The 22,113-nt window shown below is 68.4% G+C and carries 18 protein-coding genes; 8 read left to right on the top strand and 10 right to left on the bottom strand.

The window, feature by feature from the left end:
* Both D7X30_RS26715 and D7X30_RS26710 read right to left on the bottom strand, forming a co-directional pair.
* A complete protein-coding gene (locus tag D7X30_RS26715) occupies positions 1 to 1,035 on the bottom strand; it encodes a hypothetical protein (protein ID WP_120565795.1) in 1,035 nt (344 codons plus the stop codon).
* A 55-nt stretch (positions 1,036 to 1,090) separates the two neighbouring features.
* Complete coding sequence (locus D7X30_RS26710; protein ID WP_233591795.1) at positions 1,091 to 2,371, bottom strand: hypothetical protein; 1,281 nt, start codon at positions 2,369 to 2,371, stop codon at positions 1,091 to 1,093.
* Positions 2,372 to 2,441: 70 nt separating this feature from the next.
* Between D7X30_RS26710 and D7X30_RS26705 the strand changes: the two genes are divergently transcribed.
* Positions 2,442 to 2,990 carry a hypothetical protein gene (locus D7X30_RS26705; RefSeq protein WP_120565793.1) on the top strand — a complete coding sequence of 183 codons (549 nt, stop codon included), beginning with the start codon at positions 2,442 to 2,444 and terminating at the stop codon, positions 2,988 to 2,990.
* 123 nt (positions 2,991 to 3,113) lie between these two features.
* Here the strand turns inward: D7X30_RS26705 and D7X30_RS26700 are convergent, their stop codons facing one another.
* The 4 genes from D7X30_RS26700 to D7X30_RS26685 all read right to left on the bottom strand — a co-directional run bounded on the left by D7X30_RS26700 (position 3,114) and on the right by D7X30_RS26685 (position 11,947).
* The gene (locus D7X30_RS26700) at positions 3,114 to 4,253 is read right to left on the bottom strand and encodes a hypothetical protein (RefSeq protein ID WP_120565792.1); all 1,140 of its coding nucleotides are present in this window, start codon (positions 4,251 to 4,253) and stop codon (positions 3,114 to 3,116) included.
* A gap of 136 nt (positions 4,254 to 4,389) precedes the next feature.
* Positions 4,390 to 8,541 carry an MG2 domain-containing protein gene (locus tag D7X30_RS26695; protein WP_120565791.1) on the bottom strand — a complete coding sequence of 1,384 codons (4,152 nt, stop codon included), beginning with the start codon at positions 8,539 to 8,541 and terminating at the stop codon, positions 4,390 to 4,392.
* A gap of 112 nt (positions 8,542 to 8,653) precedes the next feature.
* A complete protein-coding gene (locus tag D7X30_RS26690) occupies positions 8,654 to 10,126 on the bottom strand; it encodes a hypothetical protein (protein WP_199724555.1) in 1,473 nt (490 codons plus the stop codon).
* 207 nt (positions 10,127 to 10,333) lie between these two features.
* The gene (locus D7X30_RS26685) at positions 10,334 to 11,947 is read right to left on the bottom strand and encodes an LVIVD repeat-containing protein (RefSeq protein WP_120565790.1); all 1,614 of its coding nucleotides are present in this window, start codon (positions 11,945 to 11,947) and stop codon (positions 10,334 to 10,336) included.
* A gap of 128 nt (positions 11,948 to 12,075) precedes the next feature.
* Between D7X30_RS26685 and D7X30_RS26680 the strand changes: the two genes are divergently transcribed.
* The 6 genes from D7X30_RS26680 (at position 12,076) to D7X30_RS26655 (ending at position 16,295) form a co-directional block, all read left to right on the top strand.
* Positions 12,076 to 12,558 carry a hypothetical protein gene (locus D7X30_RS26680; protein WP_120565789.1) on the top strand — a complete coding sequence of 161 codons (483 nt, stop codon included), beginning with the start codon at positions 12,076 to 12,078 and terminating at the stop codon, positions 12,556 to 12,558.
* Between the two features lie 230 nt (positions 12,559 to 12,788).
* Positions 12,789 to 13,559 (top strand): hypothetical protein, encoded by a 771-nt coding sequence (locus D7X30_RS26675; protein WP_120565788.1) that lies wholly within the window; start codon positions 12,789 to 12,791, stop codon positions 13,557 to 13,559.
* Between the two features lie 101 nt (positions 13,560 to 13,660).
* Positions 13,661 to 14,278 carry a hypothetical protein gene (locus D7X30_RS26670; protein ID WP_147443322.1) on the top strand — a complete coding sequence of 206 codons (618 nt, stop codon included), beginning with the start codon at positions 13,661 to 13,663 and terminating at the stop codon, positions 14,276 to 14,278.
* A 43-nt stretch (positions 14,279 to 14,321) separates the two neighbouring features.
* Positions 14,322 to 15,131: a class I SAM-dependent methyltransferase gene (locus D7X30_RS26665; RefSeq protein ID WP_120565786.1), complete on the top strand. Its 810-nt coding sequence runs from the start codon at positions 14,322 to 14,324 to the stop codon at positions 15,129 to 15,131.
* A 35-nt stretch (positions 15,132 to 15,166) separates the two neighbouring features.
* Entirely contained in the window at positions 15,167 to 15,610 is a 444-nt protein-coding gene (locus tag D7X30_RS26660; RefSeq protein ID WP_120565892.1) for a hypothetical protein, read from the top strand.
* A 181-nt stretch (positions 15,611 to 15,791) separates the two neighbouring features.
* Positions 15,792 to 16,295: a hypothetical protein gene (locus tag D7X30_RS26655; protein WP_147443321.1), complete on the top strand. Its 504-nt coding sequence runs from the start codon at positions 15,792 to 15,794 to the stop codon at positions 16,293 to 16,295.
* Positions 16,296 to 16,357: 62 nt separating this feature from the next.
* On the opposite strand, the gene D7X30_RS26650 is transcribed toward D7X30_RS26655, so the two are convergent.
* Entirely contained in the window at positions 16,358 to 17,317 is a 960-nt protein-coding gene (locus D7X30_RS26650; RefSeq protein ID WP_199724554.1) for an NmrA/HSCARG family protein, read from the bottom strand.
* Positions 17,318 to 17,352: 35 nt separating this feature from the next.
* Positions 17,353 to 18,639 (bottom strand): SET domain-containing histone-lysine N-methyltransferase, encoded by a 1,287-nt coding sequence (locus D7X30_RS26645; protein ID WP_158619397.1) that lies wholly within the window; start codon positions 18,637 to 18,639, stop codon positions 17,353 to 17,355.
* 164 nt (positions 18,640 to 18,803) lie between these two features.
* Between D7X30_RS26645 and D7X30_RS26640 the strand changes: the two genes are divergently transcribed.
* The gene (locus D7X30_RS26640; RefSeq protein ID WP_147443320.1) at positions 18,804 to 19,337 is read left to right on the top strand and encodes an RNA polymerase sigma factor; all 534 of its coding nucleotides are present in this window, start codon (positions 18,804 to 18,806) and stop codon (positions 19,335 to 19,337) included.
* Between the two features lie 51 nt (positions 19,338 to 19,388).
* On the opposite strand, the gene D7X30_RS26635 is transcribed toward D7X30_RS26640, so the two are convergent.
* Together D7X30_RS26635 and phbB are read right to left on the bottom strand one after the other, a co-directional pair.
* On the bottom strand, positions 19,389 to 21,227 hold the full coding sequence (locus tag D7X30_RS26635; RefSeq protein WP_120565782.1) for an alpha/beta hydrolase: 1,839 nt from the start codon (positions 21,225 to 21,227) through the stop codon (positions 19,389 to 19,391).
* A 12-nt stretch (positions 21,228 to 21,239) separates the two neighbouring features.
* Positions 21,240 to 21,965, bottom strand: coding sequence for an acetoacetyl-CoA reductase (gene phbB, locus D7X30_RS26630; RefSeq protein ID WP_120565781.1), 726 nt, complete (start codon positions 21,963 to 21,965; stop codon positions 21,240 to 21,242).
* Positions 21,966 to 22,113: the final 148 nt, after the last annotated feature.

Raw genomic sequence — 22,113 nt, 5'->3', positions numbered from 1 at the left:
TCAGGGTTGCGCCACGCCCGTCTCGTACGCCTTGAGGACGGTCTGGGCACAGGCGCGTGACTTCTCGCCCTCCTCGTTGCCGAGCTGACGGCTGCGCGCCAGGACCATGTACCGGGTCCTGGCGGCGTTCACCCACGGATAGAAGCCGAAGGCCCCCGCCGACGAGTGGCCCGTCACGGTCCAGGTGCCACTGACGCTCTCTCCTTCAATCCAGTGCCCGAGCCCGTAGTACGCCTCGCCCGCGCCGGACCACGGCGTGTGGGCCACGTTGGGGCCTCCCGGCCAGGCGGGGACGGAGTCCACGGTCAGCTTGGAGGACAGCGCGTTCTGGTTGTTGAGCAGCTTCAGGAGGAAGACGCGGTACTGCGCCGCGCTGCCGGAGAAACCTCCCGCCACGGCGACGTCGCTGTCGGACTCCGGGAAGGTGGTGCCCAGCAAGGGGTTGAGCCAGTCCATGACGCTCAGGAGGCCCGTGCCCTTGCGCGCGCCGATGTCATCCAGGGCCAGCTTCTGCATGTGCCCGCCGTTGTAGAAGAAGCGGCCGTTCTGGAGCAGGCGGTAGGTGACGTCCTTGAAGGAGGGCCCGTAGCACGCGGAGACGGTCGTCCCGGCGGCGTCACACAGGGTCGTGTTCTCGTCGATATAGCCGCTGGTGAAGTTGAGCCGCTTCTTCTCATCCGCGGTGAGGTTCGCGTACCCCTTGGACTGCACGTAGGCCCCCGCGTACAGCCACTTGCTCGCGGACGCGATGGGCATCACCGTCGTGGCCGTGACGCCGCTGCCTTTCGTGAAGCCGTAGAGCAGCCCGGACCCGTTGCCGAGCTCCCAATAGAAGTTGCCGAGCGGCTTGCAGCCCGCCGCGTTGTGGGCCGTGTCCAGCGCGGCTTGTTCGTACACGGTGAGGGCCGCCTGGGACGTTCCCCAGGTCACGCCATCGCCAGGGTCGAGCGTGTCCTCCGGGCTTCCACAGCCGGCGGTGCCCAGGGTCCACAGCGCGCACGCCCAGATGAACTGCGTCGTTCCGCTTCGCTTCAAGGGGATTTCCTCCAGGAAAGCCCTCATGAACCCGGACCGCGCGCGGAAGTTGCGGTCAGAACTTGAAGTTCCATTGGGCAAGGTGCAGCAGGTCGCTCGCGCCTCCCGTGGGGATGCGCTCCGGCACGGGCTGGCGGTGCGCGGGAGCAGGCACGTCCACCGCGATGCGTTTGACCCCGGTGGTCTTGTCGAGACCTCCGCACCAGGTCTGCCAGCGCTCGCCATTCAGACGATCCCGGAAGCCGATACCCGCCACCTGATCCGCCGTGGGCGGAGTGGGGGAGAGCAGGTCGAGGTACTCCATCCGGCCTCGCGGAATGCCCCGGCCGTCGGTGCGCACCTCATGGCAATAGGCGGCACCCCACAAGTCCTCGCGGAAGCGGATGGCGTACACACTGCCCGGCGTCGGAGGGCCGGTGATGGACTTGGGCCGGGGGCCGGCCGGGCTGGCCGTCTTGCGGCGTGCGGTGGGCGTTGCTGTTGGAGGGGTGGGCTCCGCCTTCGGCCGCTCGAGATGGCCGAACAGCGTGGCCAGGAGCGTCTCCTGGAGGCCCTCCTTCGCCGACCACCACGCCAGCGGCGCCGGCACCTCCACGCGTACCGAGGGTCGGCGGTCGCGCTCGATGGCGGGCGTGAAGCGGGTCATCAGGCCCGGGTGCTCGGGTGTCTGGAGGATGCCGATGAACGCGAGCGCCTCCAGCACGGTCCCGCAGCGCGAGGGACGGTTGGTGCTCAGGAGCCCGGCCTTGTGGAGCGCGGTGCGCGCCTGGCTGTAGCGCGCAGTGGGGGGCAGACCGCGCAGCAGGTCGAGCACCTGATGGAACACCCAGACATCCCGCGGTGTGGGCTTGGGCCAGGAGGAGGGCGGGCTGTCGATGGCGGCGCTCAAGGCGAGAACACCGTTGACCGGTTGGGCGTCGCCCCAGCCCGCGCCCTCCAGGTGACGGAAGTACGCGGCCTGGGTGGTGTCGATGGCGCCTGCCTCGAAGAAGCAGACGCGGCAGCTGCCGCCGCGCATGGACTCCTCGGCGTGGACCGGCATGGCGCGCCCGAGGACGGCGGCGGGCAGCACGGTCAACCAGGCGAAATCGGCGGATACCAGCGAAGCCACGAAGGCATCGGCCGCCGGGCGCAGGTCGACCTTCGTGGCGGACTGGCGCAGCTTGTCGATGGCTTCGTCATGTCCCCACTGGATGAAGACATTAGGCACCAGACCGGCGTCCCGCAGTTGCTGATGCTCCGCTTCCGTGAAGGTGGAGGGGATCCGGTGGCTGTAGCGGCCCTTCGCATCGAAGAAGCTGTTGCGCGAGTCGTAGACGCGGGCCAGCAGGGCCATGACGGCGGAATCGGGATGGATCATCTCAAGGGAGCGGCGCGGGAAGGGGCCCCCGTTCTATCGTAGCGAGATGGATTCCACCCGTGAACGCCAGCGCTACACCTTGTGGCAGCTGAACTCCGCGCGCTTCTTTCTGGCGGCACTGAAGACCGTCGGTCCGTTGACCCTCGTGTGCTCGGTGGGCTTTGGACTGTCGCAAGGCTGGCCGGGGCTCGACGTCATGGCCTTCGCGACCGGGTTGTTCATGTTCGGATTCCTCTTCGGCCTGTTCGGAATCCTCTTCCTGGTCTTCAAGGTGGATGCTCACGGTTCGACCTATTGCAAGGACCCCCTGATGCATCTGGAGCCGTCGGAGCACGACCTCTCCGCGCGAGATGCCTCCGGAGGGCTCCTGGGAAGGGTCTCCAGCGGCACCTTGCGCGTGGTGCACGTGAACGTGATGCAGGGGAAGCGGGGCCTGATGGGCGCGCTGCGCCTGGACCACGCGAAGGGCTCGGTCTGGCTCAGTCCCTACCAGTGGATCGGTGCCTGGCCGGGACTGAGGTCCGAGTCCTTCCACGAAGCGATTCATTACGTCGAGGATCCCCTGTTCGACGCGCTGTCTCGGCTCGCGGAATAGCGGGGCGTCACGGCCAGAAGCGGACCAGCCCCGGCTCCGGCACCGTCTTCGCGAGCAGACAGCCATTCGGCTCGCGGATGAAGCCAGACACGGAGCTCAGCCGGACGTCCAATCGGACGAGGCCTACGTTGCCCGCCCCTCCGTCCCGAACCCCGCGACGGGCCTGCCATCCGCCTCCCACCGCTGCACGGCGTAGACGTAGGGGCCGCTTTGGGTCGGGTCGTAGTACGTCAGGGCCACCGACACCCGGCCCACCTCGTCCACGAGGAGCTTCACGAGGGAACGGGAAGCGGCATTGAAGCGCGTCGACGCGACGCCCTCATCCCCGAAGCTCGTATCGAGCATGCCCGTGGCGAGATGGCGCGAGACAAGAATGGTGCAGGGAGTCGCGTTGTCGCCGTCGTGGCAGTCGGCGGCGGCGCCCGCCACGAGGCTTCCTCCCGTGGGCAGGGTCTTGAACGCAAGCATGCGTGACACTGCCGGACGCGTGTGCGTTACCGACCCGAGCATCCCGAACGTCAGGTCCGGGATGCCGTCCGCATGGTGTCGCTCCAGCACGAAGCCCTGGGGGCCTGGCCAGGAGGCACTGGCGATGGGATAGGCCGTGAGCAGCTTGCCGTCCGCCAGCACGTCGAAGAACCGCGACCCATCCGTCCAGCCCAGGGGCGCCACGGGGAAGGTGGGGTCCAGCGTGAAGGAGGGGCCCGCGACCAACATCCGCAACGGCCGCGAGGTGGACCGGCCCTCCGCCGTGGCCACCAGCGTGGCGTCCAGGCGGGTCCTCGGGCCGACGCGCCCGGACACACTCACGACCAGCGCCGCCGCGTTCGTGTCCGCCGACACCCAACGGTCGGCCACGAAGACCTCGGAGGGCAGGCCGCGAATGGCGAGGGTAACGGGGCCGGTGAAGCCCTCGCGCCGCTCGACGCCCACACGCAGGACCGTGAAGTCGTCGCCGCGCACGAGCAGCTCGGACGGCGCGCGCAGGTCGACAGGGAGGGGCAGGGGCACGTCTGGGCCGGCATCCGGAGCGCCGCCATCCACCGCGCCGGCATCCGTGGCACCACCCTCCGCGGGGCCCGCGTCGGGGGGCTCCTGGACGGTCGTCCCCCCATCGCAGGTGGCGTCGGCACATGAGGCGTCGGGAGTCGCGGTGGACGCATCCCGCCCGCCCGCATCGGCCTGGGGTTCGACGGGGCCGGGCTTCTCGACGGGCTCCTCGTCACCACAAGCGGTGGCGAGCGGGAGGAGGGCGAGCGCCACGAAGAGGGCGCGTCCAGACTGGGGAGGACGGGAGGGCTGGGACCGGTGGGTCATGGACGTGAGCAGGGGCTGTTATGTCTGCCTATACCGTCAAGCCCACCGAGCCCTGGTCGGAGGCCCGGCCGTTTCCGTCCGGCTACGGCTTCGGTGCGATGGAGACCTTCACGCCCTCGCTCCACACCTTGTGCTCGTCCGCGTAGTACAGGTACGCGCGGCTGGACGGGCCCGTGTAGGTGCCGGGCACCGCGGCCACCAGGGACAGCGGCACGTCGATGCGCTTGTGGGGCTCCATGCCACGCCAGTACAGGACGACGTCGCGCCCGAGCACCTCATATGCATCCACCACCTGCCGCTTCACCAGCTCCTTGAGCTGGTCGTGCCGCACTTCCAGTCCACCCGGCACGCCGAAGATGGCCACCGCCGTGGGCAGCCGCTGGCCCGTGCGGTTGGCCACCACCACCCGCGCCTCGGTGGGCTCACCCTCGGTGAGGGCCGTCTTCGCCAGCGCCACCTCCAGCGTCACCGCCGTGTCCTTGGAGCTGTCCGGCGTCAGCATGTTGTAGGTGACCTCCACCGAGTACGGCAGCTCCGCGCCTCCCTCCATCCGCAGCTCCACGCGGCGCTCGCCCGTGCCCAGCAGCGCGCTCACGTCGGGCAGCTTGAGGGCTTCCTGGGAGGAGCCGTCGAAGCGCACCGGTTCGCCCACCGGACGGCCATCCACGTAGACGCGCACCAGCCCCGGGGTGAGCTTGGACGCGCGCGCCTTGTCGTAGGCGATGATGGCGCGCAGCGCGAGCACCGTGCTCTGCGTCGCGCCGTAGCGGCCACCGTCGCTGGACTCCGCGAGGAACTTCATCGCGCGCTCCACATTGCCCACGTAGGCGGGGTCGCGCATCCAGGCCAGCGCCGCCAGCGCGGTGGCCTCGATGTTCAGCGTCTCTCCGGAGCTGCCCACGATGGACTGCGTCGCGCCGCCCACCACGCCGTCCTGCCCCTGCGCGGAGGAGAGCCGGCCCATCAGCTTCCGGGCCTCGGCGGTGTCACCGGCGAGCGCCAGCGCGTTGGCCGCCAGGGCCACCACGTAGCTGTTGGTGCTCTTCGCCGCGGCGGCCTTCACCGAGGCCACTTCGCGCGACAACTCCTTCGCCTGCGAGGCCGGCTGGCCCGCGCTCTCCAGCAGCGTCCAGACGATGTACGCGTTCGACGTGTCCGGGTCCTCCACCCACACGTGCAGCGCGCGGCGCTTGCGATTGAAGCCGCCCTGGCCGTCCCGCTGCTGGAGCAGCCACTCGCGCGTGCGCTCCATCATCGCGGTGTCCACGTCGCGCACCTGGCGCATGTCCGTGAAGTGCAGCAGGCCGAACGCGGTCAGCGCCTCATGGCCGGGGCTCTGCCCGAACCACTCGTAGCCCTTCTCGGACGTCTCGTAGCCCACCAGCCGCTGGTAGCCGCGCTCCAGCTTCTCTCGCGCGCTCGCCACCAGCTCCGGGTTCACGCCGGTGTGCGTCTGGAAGTACTGCTGCGCCATCGTCATGGGGTACGTCGTGGAGCTGGTCTGCTCGAAGCAGCCGGAGGGCTCCTGGATGAGGCGGGCCAGCGACTCCGTCATGTTGGCCAGCGGGCCCGGGTACACGGCGATGGACGTCCGCACGGTGCCGGGCACCAGGCTCCTGGGCAGCACCACCTGGTGCGCCGCCGGTGCCTTCGAGGACAGCAGCCCGCCGTAGGACACACGGCCCGGGAAGCCCCGGGGCTTGATGGACAGCGTGCGGGTGACGACGTCCGTGTACTCGCCCGCGCTCGCCGTGAGCTTCACGTCCACCGGCCGCGCCTCCTGGCCAATCTCCAGCGAGAAGAGCTGCCGGCCCCGCGCCTGCGAGGCCAGGTCCAGCGTGGGGCCGCCGGAGACCTTCACGTCCCCCTTCAGGTCCACCTTCACTCCCGCGCCTGAAAGCCGCGCCTCCGTCCCGTTCACCAGCGCCACCGGCAGCCGCACCACGTCTCCCGACGTCACCTCGAGCGGCAGCTTGGGCTCCGCGTAGAACGGCTGCACGGACTCCAGCTCCGCCACCGCTGAACCGAGCGCGCCGTCACCGCCCACCGCTCCCGCGAACGCCTTGAACGTCGTCACCGAGTCGCTCATCGCGAAGGACACCCGAGCCTCGCCGGTGCGGGCATCCGTGCGCACCCCGGCGTTCCAGTAGAGCGTCTCCGCGAAGTCGACCCGGTCTCCCGCCTTGCGGTTGGGCCGCGCGGTGTGCGCGAACTCGCGGAGGTAGATCATCTGCCCCTGGATGACCTGCTTGTCGTCGAAGCGCATGTCCCTCTTCGCGCGAAGGGCCCTCCGCTCCATCGGTGCCTCTTCCTCCTTCGCCACCTGGAGCACGGGGGCCGGTGCCTCCACCTCCTGGGCCGCCTCCGCCGGGGGCATGGGAGGCGGAGCCGCCGCGGCGACGGGGGCCATCTGGGGGACGACCGCGCCCTCGGCCTGGCCGGCGAGGGCGTCATCCTCGTTCACGACGTTCCGGTCCATCAGGGGCTTCTCCATTCGCGGCATGCCCGCCACGCCAGCGCCGCGTCCGGCCTTGCTGATGGACGACGGCCGGGGCTTGCGGACGGGCTCCTGCGGCCAGCGCACCGCGAGCACGCGCATCGCCGCGTCACCATGCCGGGCGAGGAAGCCCTGTGTGTCGGTCAGCGCGAAGCGCCGCCAGCCCTGCGTCCCCAGCAGCAGGTCCACCGCCAGCTTGGACTTCGGATTCTTCGCGTCGAGGTAGAGCTGCGCGTCGGCCAGCTCCTTCACCTCCGGCTCCAGCAGCACCATGACCGGGAGCTGCGGCGCCTGATCGCGCTTCTCCTGGAGCTCCAGCACCGCGTCATCCGTCACGGTGAGCATCACCAGCGCGGAGACCGGCTGGCCACCGCGCGTCGTCCGGGCCGTGAGCCGCACCGGGCCTCCGGGCACGTAGCGCGTGCGGTCCGCCTTCAGCTCCACCGACAGCTCCTTCGAGGGCTGGCGGAACACCAGCCGCTCCGCGACGGGCCGCCCGTCGTGGTCCCACACCGTGGCGACGAGCACTCCGTCCGCCTCGCCCGGATCCAGCGTCACCGGCCCGCCCTTCACGTCGCCCAGCACCGCGGAAGCGACGCGCACCTCACGCTGGCTCAGCGTCACCGTCGCGCGGCCGACGCTGTTCAGGCCCACGACGAGCTGCACCAGCTTGCCCGCCGGCACCACGTCCTCGCGTACGCGGATGACGGCGCCCCTCGGCTTCACCTCCGGCAGCGGGAAGCTCTTCCGGATGCCCGACGGCGAGTCGATGCGCAGCGCGTACCGCACCCCCGCCTGCGGAGTCAGCTCGAAGCGGCCACGGCCCTCGTGCTCCGAGCTCACGCGGGCGACCACCCGGCCGCTGTCCACCTCCACCACCCGGCCCATCAGGTCCGCCGGCTTGCGCGCGGGCGTGCGCGCCTCGAAGTAGACGCGCGAGGCGAGCCCCGCCACCAGGTCGCCGCCCTCCGGGTACAGGGCCAGGTCCAGCGTCTGGAGGAGGATGGGAATCGTCTTCGCCGCGGACTCCACCACGCCCCCGTCCTCGATGGTGAAGGCCAGCGTGCCCTCGCCGCGCTCCATCGCCGCGGGCAGCGGGAAGCGCACCGTGCAGCGGCCCTTCGTGTCCACCGTGCAAGGCACCTGCGCCACGGTGACGCCATCCACGAGCGCGTTGGCCGTCACCTTCGCGCCCTCGGGCACGCCGCCCTCCGCGCGCTTCACGTCCAGCGTGGCGGTGACGGTGTCGCCCGGCCCGTAGCCATCCCGGAGGAACTCAATCTGGGACTTGAGCCGGGGGGCCCGGTAGGCGCGCACGTCGAACTTCCGCTCCGCCGGGGCCGCGCCCGTCCACGGGTAGGTGACGCGCAGGGTGTACTCGCCGCCGGGCTGGCCAGCGGGGATGGGCCAGGCGTAGCCCCAGACGGCATCCGCCGTGGACGCCGTGCTGGTGGTGACGACGTCCCCCTTCGGGCCGCGCACCTCCACCTGCGCCTGGAGTGAGCCCGCGTAGGGCTTGCGGCTCAAGGCCTCCAGCACCAGGCCCCGCACCAGCACCTGCTCCCCGGGGCGGTAGAGCGGCTTGTCGGTGGTGACATGGGTCAGGTAGCGGTTTTCGCCACCCAGGGAGCGCGTGGTGGCACGGGCCGCGAGGACCTGGGGCGACAACATCACGAAGACGGCGGCGAACCCCAGCGGCAGGAGCGCGCGCAGGGCAAACGGGACGAGGTGGGCCATGGCGGCATTCAACGGACGACCCCGCCAGAAGTTCTGGTCCTCCCCCGGAGGTACTGCCGGTTCCGCGGCGCTCCGCGGGGAGTGCCACGGAACCGGGGCGACTTCGGGTCGCCTAGCGGTCGTCGCCGTCGCGACCCGCGGAGGCGTCTACCGTGGGACTGACCTCCTGGCGCCCGCCCGTCAGCAGCCAGGCGCGCTGACTGGGGGCGAAGCGAGGCGCCAGATAGCCATCGTTGATCTCGCGAGTCACCGCGAAGCGATTGAACGCCGTGGCGGGGATGAACAACCGCGAGTTGTCCGCGAAGCCATCCGAGGCGGCGTCGACGTCTCCCTCGGCGGCCGAGACGACGCCGTCACCATTCTGGTCGACCCTCGCGACTTCCCGGGCGTAGGCCTGGAAGAGGCGGCGGTTCAGGTTCTTCTCCCAGGGCATGAACGACGCCAGCCGGACATAGACATCCAGGAAGATTTCGTTGGCGAGCCCGCTCGGGATGAAGCGCTGGCGGAACTCCCGCTGGGACTCGATGTCCGCGTCAAAGAGGTCCGGATCGCGGGGGCGGTACGGGCTGTCTCCATACTCTTGCGGAAAGTTCTTCACGCCCAGGGGCCCCGAGCCCGGGACGATTGACTTCAGCAAGCCAATCTCCCCGTCCTCGAAGGCGTCAGGAGGTGCCCCAATCTTGTCGGGGAAGCCACCGGTGAACGGCAGCTCGTAGAGCGGGTGGACCCAGTTCGTGGTGTAGTTGAACTCCCAGTAGTTGTGCACATCCAGCTGCTGCATGGCGTTGTACGCCCCCATGCTCAGCTGGATGGGGACGACGTTGCTCTGGATCCACGGGAAGCGATCGTTCTCGCTCGGGAACCGCACGGCCTTCCCATCCGTCGTGAAGAGATTCCCGGGCACATTGTTGTGGTGTCCGATCTTCGCCATCATCGCGGCATCGGCGGGGGTCATCGTGCCGAACTGGGCACGCCCGTCAGGGCGCGCGGGCGCGACCGGCGGGACGACCAGGTCGTGGATCATCCAGCCCTCGTACCACCCGCTCTCGTTGTTGATGACGAAGAGCCCGGAGATGTCCGTGAAGACGTCGATGAAGGCACGGACGTTGTTCGGGTCGGTGGGAAGCCCGGGCTTCGGCTCGACGACGAGCCGTACCGACGCGATGGTGGGCAGCCCGCAGTTGCCGCCCGTGGCCGTCAGCATCGCGGTGTCATTGACGCCGGGAATGATGCTGACGAAGACGTTGCGCTCGAAGCCATTGGTGTCCAGCAGGTAGTACTGGAAGAGCTGGCTTGGCGTGTCCGCCTCCGCGTAGGCCTGCATGGGGAGGAAGGTGTGCGGCCGGCTTGCGAGCCGGAGGATCCGATCCTTCAGCGGCGTGGGCAGCGCGACGATGTCTCCACGTTTGGCCACGGTGGCGACATCCGCGTTGGCATTCGGGTTGGGATGGCACGGCGGCGGCGGTTGCTCCGCGTGAGCCTGCTGAAGCGGGAGCCATGGGGTGACCAGCGCGAGTGATGCGAGCGCACCCATGGCGCGTCTGCGCACCTGCATGAATGGGGAGACAATGTAGGGAGCTTGCACTTCGATCCTCCTTCGGGCGGTGTGCCGACCGTGCACGAAGGAGGGCAAGCGGATGCCTGCCCTCCTTCCTTGACTGCGCCGTGGATCTAGGCCCTGTTCCGCTGGACGCTCAGTGTCCGCACGTCGTCTCCGCATGAGCAGAATGCAACGACCAGGGGACCCGATCGTCTCAGGAGCGCAGGCCCCTCCCTCTCACGTTGCGCGCACTCAGGGGTCGTTGAAGATGAGCAGCCCGCGCGCGGTATCCACCACGTAGACATACCCATCGCCCGGGACGCGCATGCCAATGGCGCCCTCGTAGACGAAGCCCAACCGCTTCGGGTCGGTCTCACGATAGGTGTTGAAATAGGCAATCTCCTGGGGGCGTGTGGGATTGGTCACGTCGAACACGCGTACGCCTTCCTGGTACCAGGCGACGTACAGCCGGGTGCCCTTCAAAATCATGTTGTGGATGGAGGTGGTGGGGCGCAGCCGGTGCTCGGCGATGAGCTGGATGTGGGCCGGGTCGGTGACATCCAGCACGCGAAGGTGCGCGCCCTCCTGCTCACTGCCTTCGAACGCGATGGTGCGGCCCGCGAAGGTCCCCACCGCGCTGGCATGGCTGTATTGCCGGTTGTAGTGGTACCGGCCCAGCTCCTTGACCTGCATGGGGTCGCTCGGGTCGGTGACCAGGAAGCCGATGTCCGTGTGGTTGATGTAGAGGCGGCCCTCGTAAGCGAAGGCGTCGTGCGGATAGCTGGTGACGAACTCCTCTGACGAGAAGGTGAAGCGGTTGAGCAGGACGGGGGCTTGCGGTGACGTGATGTCGAAGATGATCGTCTGCTGGGGCCGCAGCGCCATGGCGTAGAGCCGGTTGCCCTCCACGAACAGGGTGTGCACATCCAGGGGAGCGCCGCTGGGCACGCTGCGGAGGTAGGTCGGGTCCCCCGGATTCGAGATGTCATAGAGGATGACGCCGGAAGCGCGGGTGGCGATGTAGAGGACGTCGTCCTTGGCCCATGCGGCGTTCCAGTACCCGTCGTCCGGCAGGGCAATGACCTTCTTCAGCACGGGGTGGCGGCGGTCGCTGACGTCGAAGACCGTCAAACCTCCCGAGGGCATGTAGTTCTTGAGCTGGATGGACACCACGTAGGCATGGTTCTTCGTCACGTAGACGTCCGCCGGAAAGCCAAGCCCGACGAAGGACTCGGAGACGAGGTCCAGGCCCCCGGAGGACTCGGCCTCACCGCGGCCCCAGGTCATGCGCTCCGAGTCGAACGTGCCCTTCTCCGCGAGCACGCCGTTGCTGCAAAACGCATAACAGCCGGTGATGTGGTTGCGTTCGGGAGCGTCGCAGCCCGCCAGCGCATACTTCGTGACCACGCCCCGGGTCGTGGTGAAGGTGTTCGCGAGGAACAGGCCCCGCTCATCGAACTGCTGCCGGGTGAGGGGCGTGAAGTTCAGGGTTCCGGCGCCGCCATCCTCCGGGAGCAGGATGCCGGCGCCGCCCCATGGGTACTCGCCGGAGGTCGAGCGCAGCTCCGTCTGGTAGATGCCGTGCCGTGCCGCCGTGCTGAGGGCCCCCAGGTCGCACTTCGACAGGTCGAAGAGGGCAGGGGTGTCGCAGTCAAGCGGGGTACCGACTGGAGGGGTGAACTCGCAGGGAGCGAAGACGCCGCGGTCAATCCAGTCGCCCTTCTCCTCGATGGGGGTGGAGGTGCCATCCCACCCCACGACAGGGGGCGTGCCGGCATCCGGTGTCCCCTGGGTGTCGGCGCAGGCCGTCAGCAGCAGGGGGCAGGCAAGCAGCAGTACTCCCAGACCACGGGGAAGACAGGTCATCGATGGGCTCCCTTGCTGGCAGAGGCGGTCACTGACTGGATAGGAGACCCGCACGGCCGCCGTGATGCATCCGGTTCCAGGATTGTGTCCTGGCGAGGTGTCACCGGGGGGGAGTATGAGCAACGGCCATGAGCAATGAGCGCACGCCGGCCGAACCCGAAGTGATGGAGCCCACGTTCTGGCGGAAGAACGGGTGGACGGCCAAGGTCATCAAGAACGAAGACGACGACGGCTGGGCCGTGGAGATCCGCAAGCAGGGGCTCTCCGAGCCCGTCCTCATCAGCCCGTGGGTGATGGGCCGCGACAAGAAGAATCCCAAGCCCTTCGATGCGACGGCGTTCGCGACCTTCGTGAAGACGGCCTCGGAGGTCCTGGATCGCTCCGCGCGACAGCACGAGCAGGCGATGACCAAGAAGCTCTCCATCGCCTGGGAGGGCCGCTGGTACGAGGTCCGGCTCGAGATGGTGGCCGACGAGTACGAACCCCACGCGCTGCTGTCGGCCATCGACGACGCGGGCGCGACCGTCGTGAAGCATCGCGTGCCGGTGAACTTCAAGTTCACCCGGGACGTCGCCAACGAGTGGGTGCGCGGCGGCTTCCGCGAGCCCTGAGTACGCAATCAGGACGCAGGACGACTTCGAGCTCGCCGTCCTGCGGACTTGACCGACAGGGTTTCATCATCACCCTGAGCCAGCAGACTGGATGGGTTGGGAGCTGCCCTTCCAGTGTCTCCATTATGTTTTGATCTTCTTGCAATGCCTGGGTTGCTGCCTCAGGCTGGAAGTCAACGAACACCCGATATCCTGTTTTCGAGGGGGGTGTTGCAGAGGGGGAGACTTCCATGCCGATGCGTCTCAACGTTGCTCCGCGGAACCTGTTTGACCTGGCTTTCAATGGCGGGGGCAGCCGTGACTTTCCGTCGTTCACGGTGGATCAAGCCCTCTCACGGCTGGACCAGATGGGGCTCATTCAAGACAACGTCCGCTACTACAATGCCGCTCGGCAAGCCCATGCCGAGGTGGAGATCGTGGGGGGGAAGATCGTCCGCGCCAGGGATCGCCACTTCTGGAGCAGCACCCGGGAGTTCCTCAATTACAATGGGCTCTTCGCGGTTGGAATGGACGGCCGGGTCCTTGTCACGCAGGACGAAGGGGCGAGGGGCGTGGGCGCGGCCACGAGGAAGAAGCACAGCAGCATGCTGGCGGGAGGCCAGGCGCTGGCTGTCGGTTGTTTCTCGACGAACGCCCAGGGATACCTGACCTCACTCGACAACAACTCCGGGCATTACATGCCCAGTGCTCAATCCCTGAACTGGTTCCTCGCGCAGTTGATCCAGCAAGGCCTCAACCAGATGAACCTGGCTGGGGTCCGCTACGTGTATTCGATTCCACATGGTCAGCAGGCGAGTGTGGTGGTCAACCTGATCCGGTGGAATGCCCTTCAAACAGCGATGAGGTTCAATCAGCCGGCTCAGGTGGCCATGCCCGGTGGGATGTTGAGGTTCGATCGGGTCGCGCAGCCGCGCGTGGTCAACGCTCAAGGTGCGGCGCCCAGGCCGGGCATGGTGGATGCCTGCTTCTACGCATGTGACATTGACCTGGCGAGGGAGTGACCGCGATGGAGGCCATGCCATCCGGACGCTCAGACATTGTGAGAGGAGCAGCGGCGATGAACATGTTCAGGTTGATGTGTGTGCTTGGCTGTGGAGTCCTGATGTCGTGCGGCGCCCCGATGCAGGACGAAGAGGCGGCGGTGCTCGGCACGCGGCAAGAGGGCCTCGCCCAGGTCTTCACCCAGCAGGCGGGTTTCACGGCGGCCACTGGGGCCACCCAGCTCGCGTTCCCCGCGATCGCGTTTGACGCGTATCCCGACCATCCCTCAGGCGCGGGGTCGAGCTGCGGCCATACACCGCCGGGCGCCGACCTGCCGTGGGGCTCCAGCGCGCCCACCGTCAACGTCCTGGCGCCTCATGCCAACAGCTGGCTCTGCTTCATGGGGCCCGGCTGGAATCACAGCAACAACACGAATCCCCTGCCCGTGAAGCCCACGATCATCGCCAACGGTGAGGACGACTTCGAGATCGCCTTCCTGCGACCCGTCTCCGCCGTGGGCCTGGAGTTGCTCACGAACGGCGTGGCCCAGCACAAGGTGACCCTGACCTTCACGGACGCCACCCAGGAAGTCTTCGAAGACGCGGTGCTCGATACGGGTGCCAATGCCTTCGAGTTCGTGGGGTTCCAGTCCTCCAAGCGCATCCGGTCCATCTTCATCGACACCACGGGCGGCGCCTCGCAGAACGAGGGCATCGCCGCCATCTGGACCGCGCCGTGACGGACCGCGGCCCGTAGCCGTGGGCAGATCGAAAGATCCGCCGATGCCATCCGAAGCCACGCCCTTCCGGGGTCGGCGCGAGCTGCCTACCGTCGGTCGCATGGACAATGTGGCGACGATGACGGAGAGGCTGCTGGCGGACGCGGGACTCCGGGTGGGAATGCGGGTGCTCGATGTCGGCTGTGGAAGGGGCGACGTGACCTTCATGGCCGCGAGCCAGGTGGGCACGCAGGGGCAGGTCGTGGGCGTGGACCGCGATTCCGGGGCGATTGAGCTGGCCCGCGTGAGGGCGCGGGAGCAGGGCCTGTCGAACGTCACGTTCGTGGAGGGAGACCTCCTTGCGATTCCGAAAGAGCAGGGCCTGTTCGACGCGGTCGTGGGACGGCGGGTGCTCATGTACCAGACGGACGCCGTTGAAGCCGTGCGGGGGCTCGCGAGGGCCGTGAAGCCCGGGGGGCTGATGGTCTTCCAGGAGCACGACTCGACGGGGGGACCGGCGAGCCTCATGCCCTTGCCGCTTCACGTGAAGGTGCGTGAGTGGATCTGGCGCACGGTGGAGCGCGAAGGCGCGAACATCCACATGGGCTTCGACCTGGCGTCGGTCTTCACGCAGGCGGGACTCACGGTCGAGCAGGTCCGGGCGGTGGCCGTCGTGCAGACGCCGACGCAGGCGCATCCCACGGGCGCCATCGTCCGCGCCATGTTGCCCCGAATCGTGAAGCACGGTGTGGCGACGGAGGCGGAGCTCGATGTGGATACGCTCGACCAGCGGCTCACGGAGGAGCGCGTGAAAGCGGGTGCGACCTACATCGGGGAGCTGGCCTTCGGAGCCTGGGCGAGGGTCCCCGGGTAGGCGTACCTGGGCTCCCAGTTCTGTATGCTCGTGAGATGTCCCCGTCATTCCTGGTGTTGCTGTTGATCGCAGTGGTCATGGGAGCCCTCGTGGGCTTCTGGTTGCGCTCCTCCAATCGTGAGCAGCCATCGGAGCCGCTCCCCCAGTTGTCTTCGGAGGAGGGGCAGAAGAGCCTCGCGGAGTTGATCGAGTCCGGGCAGATGATCAACGCCATCAAGCTCTACCGGCAGATTCATGGCTGCGGCCTGAAGGAGGCGAAGGACGCCGTGGAGGCGATGCGCGATGGCCGGGCGCGCATGGAGCCTCTGGAACGCCGTGAGGTGTCCGGTTCGGAATCGAACGACGCCATCGAGCGCGCCGTTCGAGACAACAACCTCATCCAGGCCATCAAGCTCTACCGCGACCAGCACGGCGTGGGCCTGAAGGAGGCCAAGGACGCGGTGGAGGCAATGCGAGCCGAGCTGCTCCGGCGGGGATGAGCTGTCCATTGTCACCTGGTGCCCGGTCCGTGGCGACACGCAGCCAATGAAAGCCAAGTACCGGCTCCACCGGATTTTTAACCGGCATTGAGCGGGTGGGCGGGCGGTCCGAGCTTCACGCGCGAGCGGCTTCACCGTCTTCTTTGTGGGAGGAATCTCCCACATCCAAGGAGCGATGACCGTGAGCGGTGACGACAAGCAGAAGCAGTATCCCTTCTTCTGGGGCATCTACTACGGCCTCGCGAGCAAGCCTCCCCAGCTGTTCGTCGGTGGGCTTCGCACGCTCGGGCAGCTGGGATTGCAGGGCCCCCAGCAGCAGCAGGTGATCCAGTACCACAACCTGCTCACGGCCCGGGCGCTGAAGGCCGGGTTCCGGTACGCCTCGGGGTTGAACGTCGATCCGGCGCTCGTCGCGACCCTCTGGAACGCGCTGCCTCCCGAGGCTCAGCAGAACACCCTCGACTGGACGAAGCAGCAGGTGGGGCAGTTGATCGGTGGCTCGGCGTTCAGCTGGGTCCTCGGCAAGGGGCTCGTGAAGTACCTGCCCAAGCAGATCGTCACCCCCGCGCTGTTCTTCCTCAGCTGCCAGGGCGCGATGGGGCTCTTCTGGAAGGATGGCTGGGACAAGGGGCCTCCGCCGCCTCCTCCTGGGGTGGGTGGGGGAGGCCGGGAGATCTCGGTCTGAAAGTCCGCGCGGGCTGAAGGACGCCCTGCCTCCGAAAACTCGGAGGCAGGGCTTGCTGCCCGTCACGCCGCGCGCACGAAGCGGGCCTTGTTGCGTTCGAGCCACCGGGCCAGCGACTGCACCTGGGGATTCAGCTCGCGCGTGAGCCCGGGGTCCCTGACGGCGCAGTACTCCGAAGAGAAGTCCCGCATGAACTGGAACATGTTCGCGAGCTCCGGCGCGCCGGGGAAGTTGAACGTCCGGTAGACCTCCGGCTCCATGGAGTGGAAGCGCACCTCCTGTCCCAGCACCTGCTTCAGTGTCCGGGTGATCTCCTCGCCCGTCAGGTGCTCGCTGGCCAGCCCCACCGTCCGGCCCGCCCAGGCCTCCGGCCCGCGTTGGAAGATGCCGTGGACGCATCCACCCACGTCCTCCGTGGCGATGCCGGGCAGCTTCTGGTCCTCCGTGGGCAGCACGAAGTCGAACGTGCCGTCGGTGTTGCGCTTTCCTCCCAAGCCGAACGACAGCAGGTTCTCCCACGAGAACGAGGTGCGCACGAACGTCACCGGCAGGTCCAGGCCGCTGAAGTACGCATCGCTCGCGCCCTTCACGTCGAACTGCGGCACGCGGTAGTGCCCCTTGAGCATGGGCATCCGCTTGTCTTCGGGAGGGATGAGGCGCCGGGTGTCCTCCTGGGTGGACCAGATGACGTGCGCCACCCCCGCCTCCTTCGCGGCGTGCGCCTGCGTGCGCGCCTGTGCCAGCTCGCGCTCCGGGTCGGGCTTCTCCCAGTAGCTGGTGACGCAGAAGGCGCCGTGCGCTCCGGTGAACGCGGCCTTCAGGCTCTTCGCGTCGCTCACGTCCGCCGCGACGACCTCCGCGCCCAGCTTCGCCAGCCGGCGCGCCAGCTCCGAGCCTGGCTTGCGCGTGAGCGCGCGCACCGTGAAGCCTCCCTGCGTGTCCGCGAGGATGGCGCGCGCGAGGCTGCCTCCCTCTTCGCCCGTTGCTCCCACCACCGCGATGATCTTCTTGTCCATGGTCATGTCCTGTCGTCCTGAAGGCTGGGAATGAAGCCGGCTCATCCGCCCACGGCGGGGCCGGGCGGGGTGGGGCTCAGCGCGGGGAGGAAGGCGCGCGCGAGGCCCGCGTAGGCCTGCAGCAGCCGCTTCTCACCGCGCCGCAAGAGCAGGCAGTTGCGCGCGTTGCGCGACAGGTCCGCCCCCTGGAGCAACTGCTCGTCCTCCTCCAGCGTCGTCTCGAAGCCCGCGAGCCGCGCCTCGCACACGTCCTGGAGGTACTGGAAGACGCGCTCCTCCGTCTCCGCGCTCAGCGGTGGCACTTCGCCCAGGCCCTGCTCCTCCCGGGCCTCCTCGGCGAGCCGGGCCAGCTCCCGCGCGTTCGCGCACGCCACGCGCAGGAAGGAGAACATCGCCACCGTGGAGGCATGCCCGTAGTGCAGCGGCACCTCGAAGCGGCGCCGCGACGGCGGAGTCGCCAGCGCGAGCAGCTTCCGCTTTCCCTCCGCCTCCACCGCGTCCTCGGACACGCCCAGGTAGAGCACCAGCGTGTCATCCGGGTTGTCCTCCGGCACGAAGCCATAGCTCAGCAGGAACCGGCAGCTGGGCTTGATGCCATAGCTGATGTGCAGTTCCTCGCCCGCGGCCACGGGCTCGTGCGCCACCAGCACGAAGGCCTCACCGTCCTCCGTGTTGCCCCACACCAGGCGCGGCGAGGCCCGGTGGTTGAGCATGTCCGCCACCGGCACGAAGCACCGCGTGAGCTTGCCCGCCACCGTCAGGCCGAAGCTGCGGCTGATCAACACGTGCTGCGCCCAGAGGTACGCGTCGGGCGTGAAGCGCTCGAAGCCCGGCACCCGCTGCGCCAGCATGGCGTAGCGCGCGAGCAGCAGCTCCTTCCACCGCGCCACCTCGCGCAGCGCGGAGGAGCCCTGGAGCAGCGACAGCTCCTGCGCGTCGAAGAACAGCGGCAGGTGCGGGAAGGACCGGGGCAACACGTCCAGGTACGGCTTCCAGGCCGAGTCCTCGCGCTCCTTCTCCTGGAGCAGGAACGCCGCCAGGTAGCACTCCTCGCTCGTGTCCGGCGCGTGCGCGGCGATGAGCCGGCCGATGTCCGACGCTCTCGCGACGTCCAGCGTCACCAGGCACGCGCGCGGCACCCGCAGCACCTCTTCTCCCGCCGCGATGGGCACCTTGGCGAAGACGCCACGCTCGTCGCCCTCCAGATGACCCACCCACAACTTCGGGAAGCTCGCGCCCGCCTGCCTGCTCCACTGGAGTGCGAGGTGTTCCTTCAGGGGGTTCTCTTCCTCGAGGGTGTCCTGCTCCGCTTCCTGTCGCGCGCTCATTGGCTCCGCCATGCGTTCGGGGGGTGAACGCCAGGAAGACGCCGGCCGCTACGGCTTGTGATTTCCCGTGGATTTCCGGGCTGCCCTTTTTGGAGTTGTTCAAGGGTTGTTCACAGACATCTCGCTGCACCGTTTCCAGATGCACTTTTGGAGCACTGGAAACCGTGAGAGAAAACACCAATCCCTCTTTCTGGCGTGTGTGGGAGCAGCACAAGGAGCCGTTGTTCCAGCAGGCGCTGCGGCTGATGGGAGGGAACGTGGTGGACGCGGAGGACGCGGTGGACACCGCGATGCTCCGGGCCCACCAGAACTACGTGTCGCCCGGGAAGATCCTCAACCCGAGGGCCTGGCTGGGCCGCATCCTCCACAACGTCTGCATGGACATCCACCGCGAGCGCCAGCGCTGGGGCGACGCCGAGGAGTGGATGGAGGACTTGGAGTCGGCGGAGCCTCAGTCCCAGGAGCTGCTGCCCGACGCGGGCCTGCTCCGGAGCGAGAGCGCCGCGGCGGTCCGCGAATGCATCGAGGCGCTGCCTGCCAATCTGAGGGTGCCCCTGGTGATGCGCTACCTCCAGGACATGTCCTATGCCGACATCGCTGAACAGCTCCGGTTGACCAGTTGCAACGTGAGAAAGCGCATCCAGCTCGCGTACGGAATCCTTCGGACCACCCTTTCGCAAGAGCCGTGCCCCCGCTGAGCGCAGGTCCGTGCTCCGCCAGGCAGGCCGGCGGAGCACGGCTCGCGCTGCTCACTCCGGGAGGATGCGCGAGCGCACGTAGCGCCCCGGAGCCGCTTCAATGATGCGAAGCCCTCCCTCGCCGGGGATCCGGGCAGGGACGCGTTCTCCCGAGCGCTCGGATTGCCAGCACTCCCAGTCTGTCCACCAGGACCCCGGGTGTTCCTCCGCGTCCTGAAGCCACGCATCCGCGTCCGCGTGCGACGCAATCCCATCCGCGTCCACGAAGGACGCAGATGCGTCCGGTGTCGACGCAATCACATCCGTCTTTCCGCGGGGTGCAATTCCATCCGCGTCCAGGGAAGACGCGGCTGCGTTTGAATGCGACGCAAACACATCCGCGTTTGGGGCGGACGCAGGTGCGTTTCCAGGTGACGCGGTTGCATTCCTGCATGACGCGACCGGACGGGGCTTCGGGACCCAATAGCGATACCGGTTCGCGGACGGCGGGTTGATGACGCCGGCGACATGGCCCGAGCCCGCGAGCACGAACCGCACGGGACCCCGGTAGTGCCTCGCTCCCCGGTACACCGAGCGGAAGGGCGCGATGTGGTCCTCCCGGCAGGCTTGCACGTAGAGGGGCGTCTTCACCCGGCCCAGGTCCAGGGGGACGCCCGCGAGCGACAGCGCGCCCGGCTGGACCAGGCGGTTGTGCAGGTACAGCTCCCGCAGGTACGTCGCGTGCGCGCGTGCGGGCATGCGCGTGGGGTCGGTGCTCCACGCGAGGAAGTCGCTGGGGGCCGGCTCCCGGCCGAGCAGGTAGTTGTTCACCACGAAGGGCCAGACCAGGTCCTTCGCCCGGAGCAGGTTGAAGGTGGTCATCATCTCCAGTCCCTCCAGATAGCCGCGCTCGCGCATGTGGGCCTCCAGCCGCTCCAGTTGCGGCGCGTCGACGAAGGCCCCCAGGTCCCCTGGTTCGCTGAAGTCCACCTGTGTGGTGAGCAGCGTCGCGCTGGCGACGAGCGGATCATTCTGGGCGGCGAGCCACGCGAGCCCCGACGCCAGCAGCGTTCCTCCGATGCAGTAGCTCAGCGTGGAGACCCGCTCCTCGCCGGTGGCGCGGGAGACGGCCTCCAGCGCGGCAATCAGTCCGTGCACGAGGTAGTCCTCCCAGTCCACGTCCGCGTGCGTTTCGTCGGGGTTCACCCAGGAGATGAGGAACACCGTGTACCCGCGCTCCACCGCCCAGCGGACGAACGAGTTCTCCGGGCGCAGGTCCAGGATGTAGAACTTGTTGATCCACGGCGGCACCACCAGCAGCGGCTGGCGGTAGACGGTGGGCGTGGTGGGCCGGTACTGGATGAGCTGGAACAGGCGCTCCTCATGGACCACGTCGCCCGGCGTGGTGGCCAGGTTCTCCCCCAGCCGGAACGTCCGCCGGTCCGTCATGCGCGTCGCCAACTGGCCCTGGCCTCGCGCCAGGTCCTGGCACAGCGCCTCCAGCCCCTTGAGCAGGCTCAGGCCGTGGGACTCGCGCGCGGCGCGGAGCACCTCCGGGTTGAGCGCGGGGAAGTTGGACGGCGACAGGGCGTCGGTGAGCTGGCGCGCGTAGAAGCGCGCCTGGTGCGCCGTGTGCCGGTCCACGCCCGGCGCTTGGGCCACCAGGTCCTCCAGCCAGCCCGCGCCGGTGAGGTACGCGCGGCGCAGGCCGTCGAAGAAGGGCTGCTCCCTCCACGCCGGGTCCCGGAAGCGGCGGTCCGGCGCGGAAGGGGCGGGCTCCGGTGGGACGCCCCCGCGCAGGGAGCGTTCCCACACGTCACTTCCCGCCGCGAGCATCCGCTGGGGGTCCATCGCCAGCCGGAGGAGGACTTCCAGGAAGGCGCGCCGCATGGGCTCCAGGGATGCGTTCATTCGCGGCCTCCTTCAGTACATGTGCTGCCCACCATTGATGGTGAGCGTGGAGCCGGTGATGAAGCCGGCCTTGTCGGAGGCGAGGAACGTCACGGCGCGGGCGATTTCGTCGGCGCGCCCCAGGCGGCCCACGGGGATGCGCGTGCGGATGCGCACCAGCTCGTCCGGAGGCACGGTGCGCACCATGTCCGTGTCGATGTAGCCCGGCGCGATGAGGTTGGCGGTGACGCCGCGGGCGGCGCCCTCGCGCGCCAGCGCCAGGGTGAAGCCATGCATGCCCGCCTTGGCCGCCGCGTAGGCCGTCTGGCCCAGCTGGCCCGTCTGCCCGTTGATGGATCCGATGTTGATGATGCGGCCGAAGCCACGCTCGCGCATCGGGCCCACCACGACGTTGCACAGGTTGAAGCACGAGGTGAGGTTCGTCTGGATGACCTCGTTCCACTGCTCGGACGTCATCTTGTGCAGCATGGCGTCCCGGGTGATGCCGGCGTTGTTCACCAGCACCTCGATGGGACCCAGCGCTTCGACGATCTTCTTCACGCCCGCGACACACTGGGCGGTGTTGGCGGCGTCGAAGCGGAACGTCGGGATGCCGGTGCGCCCCGTGAAGTTCTGCGCCGCCTGTTCATTCGCATAGTAGGTGACCGCCACGCGGTAACCCTGCTGCCGGAGGGCGTCGGCGCTCGCCGCGCCAATGCCGCGCGTTCCTCCTGTCACCACTGCCACGCGTCCACTCATGTCTGTCTCCAGGGGTTGAAAGCTGCGCCTGAAGGACGCGGACGCTCGCCGGGTGTGAAAATCGTGACCTCAAAGCCGGCGTGGATTCACAACCGCCCGGGCGCGGACGTCCCTGGAGCGCTGCCTCGGGGAGCGGGGGACTGGGAAG

The sequence above is a fragment of the Corallococcus sp. AB011P genome, assembly GCF_003611605.1.
Classification (GTDB): Bacteria; Myxococcota; Myxococcia; order Myxococcales; family Myxococcaceae; genus Corallococcus; species Corallococcus coralloides.
Note: the sequence above shows the minus strand (reverse complement) of the source record. Positions and strands in the feature narration are given on the sequence as shown.

Coding starts and splice junctions, on each gene's coding strand:
- D7X30_RS26650 (WP_199724554.1), bottom strand. CDS start 17,317: ATGACCATGGACAAGAAGATCATCGCGGTGGTGGGAGCAACGGGCGAA.
- D7X30_RS26710 (WP_233591795.1), bottom strand. CDS start 2,371: ATGGCCCTGCTGGCCCGCGTCTACGACTCGCGCAACAGCTTCTTCGAT.
- D7X30_RS26695 (WP_120565791.1), bottom strand. CDS start 8,541: ATGGCCCACCTCGTCCCGTTTGCCCTGCGCGCGCTCCTGCCGCTGGGG.
- D7X30_RS26645 (WP_158619397.1), bottom strand. CDS start 18,639: ATGAGCGCGCGACAGGAAGCGGAGCAGGACACCCTCGAGGAAGAGAAC.
- D7X30_RS26660 (WP_120565892.1), top strand. CDS start 15,167: ATGTCCCCGTCATTCCTGGTGTTGCTGTTGATCGCAGTGGTCATGGGA.
- D7X30_RS26670 (WP_147443322.1), top strand. CDS start 13,661: ATGTCGTGCGGCGCCCCGATGCAGGACGAAGAGGCGGCGGTGCTCGGC.
- D7X30_RS26665 (WP_120565786.1), top strand. CDS start 14,322: ATGCCATCCGAAGCCACGCCCTTCCGGGGTCGGCGCGAGCTGCCTACC.
- D7X30_RS26685 (WP_120565790.1), bottom strand. CDS start 11,947: ATGACCTGTCTTCCCCGTGGTCTGGGAGTACTGCTGCTTGCCTGCCCC.
- D7X30_RS26705 (WP_120565793.1), top strand. CDS start 2,442: ATGGATTCCACCCGTGAACGCCAGCGCTACACCTTGTGGCAGCTGAAC.
- D7X30_RS26680 (WP_120565789.1), top strand. CDS start 12,076: ATGAGCAATGAGCGCACGCCGGCCGAACCCGAAGTGATGGAGCCCACG.
- phbB (WP_120565781.1), bottom strand. CDS start 21,965: ATGAGTGGACGCGTGGCAGTGGTGACAGGAGGAACGCGCGGCATTGGC.
- D7X30_RS26675 (WP_120565788.1), top strand. CDS start 12,789: ATGCCGATGCGTCTCAACGTTGCTCCGCGGAACCTGTTTGACCTGGCT.
- D7X30_RS26635 (WP_120565782.1), bottom strand. CDS start 21,227: ATGAACGCATCCCTGGAGCCCATGCGGCGCGCCTTCCTGGAAGTCCTC.